Below are 1,330 nucleotides of genomic sequence, written 5' to 3' on the forward strand. Positions count from 1 at the left end.
TATGGAGCCAAAAATGTATTTGATATTTAGATTAAATTGGTTTTGTTTGATGTGATTAACTATTAAATTTGCAGGTTTGATAGTGCTTTCATTCACTGATTAATACAATACTAATTATACAAGGAGGAGTTTATCAATTCCTTAAATAAAAAGCTAGAGGAAGAATTTAATGAATATAAGGAATCATATGATATTTTAGAATTGGCTGATATGGTAGAGGTTATATACGGTATATTAGATGCCCAGGGAATAGATATTGAAGAGTTTGAAAAGATTAGAAAGGATAAAAAAGAAGCTAGGGGAGGGTTCAAAAAGGGTATTTTCCTTATAGATGTGACGGAATAAAGATTTTTTAGTATTTTGCGTATGCCAGAAGAAACAAAGAGTTAAGCAGTATAAAGTAATATGATGGTTTATTTGCAAATAACTTACCATGTGTTATAATTTTAAATATAGATAAAGCATTGTGGAGGTGGCGACTTGGCACAGCAATATACTAGAAAAATGATTCGCAAGGTGTTCACAAAGATGCTAAATGAGCGTCCACTTAATAAAATTACAGTTAAGGATATTGTTAAAGCATGTCAGATCAACAGAAATACTTTTTATTATTATTACCCCGATATATATGCAGTTCTTTCAGAGATCTTCCAAACGGAACTTCAGACGGTCATTGATGAGTATAACGATACACTTTCATGGGAGGAAAGTTTTCTTGTAGCTACTAAGTTTGCTTTAGAAAATAAAACGGCTATTTATCATGTATATAATTCCATGCGGAGAGAAGAATTAGAGAACTATATATATGGTGTATCAGGGAATGTTATGACACGGTATGTTGAAAAAGTAAGCGATGGTATTTCGGCCTCTTCGGGAGACAAAAAATTGATTGCTTCCTTTTATCAGTGTGCCCTTACTGAAATGCTACTACGCTGGGTTGCTTCTGGAATGAAGGAAGACCCAGATATTATCGTCAAGCGAATCGGGCAGCTCTTTGATGGAACTGTTGCCCTATCTCTTAATCGAAGTGCTGAGTTAGAGGATATCTGGCAAAAGTGATTGGTGTTTTCTTTTCTTATCAGACATTTTAATTTCAATGCCTAAAAACTAGACAAAATAGCTGCGGCGTTCGAATTTCGAACGCCGCAGCTATTTTATCTAATGAAAAAGAATCTAAAAAGATATAGTATAAATATAAACAGATTGTTACTACTCAGGCATTGACATCTTAGGGTAGTAGATTATTGGAAATATCTGATTGATGCAATTTATCCCCAAGATGCATTATAATTATAGCATACATAAATAATGGGTGGTAATTGTAATGAAC

The 1,330-nt window shown here is 33.2% G+C and carries 2 protein-coding genes; both read left to right on the plus strand.

Annotation, left to right across the window (positions count from 1 at the left end):
• Positions 1–201: 201 nt before the first annotated feature.
• Complete coding sequence (locus EJN67_RS14105) at positions 202–345, plus strand: nucleoside triphosphate pyrophosphohydrolase family protein (protein ID WP_165000895.1); 144 nt, start codon at positions 202–204, stop codon at positions 343–345.
• Positions 346–480: 135 nt separating this feature from the next.
• Positions 481–1,059 (plus strand): TetR-like C-terminal domain-containing protein, encoded by a 579-nt coding sequence (locus tag EJN67_RS13925; RefSeq protein WP_129725026.1) that lies wholly within the window; start codon positions 481–483, stop codon positions 1,057–1,059.
• Positions 1,060–1,330: the final 271 nt, after the last annotated feature.

The organism is Xylanivirga thermophila, from assembly GCF_004138105.1.
Classification (GTDB): domain Bacteria; phylum Bacillota; class Clostridia; order Caldicoprobacterales; family Xylanivirgaceae; genus Xylanivirga; species Xylanivirga thermophila.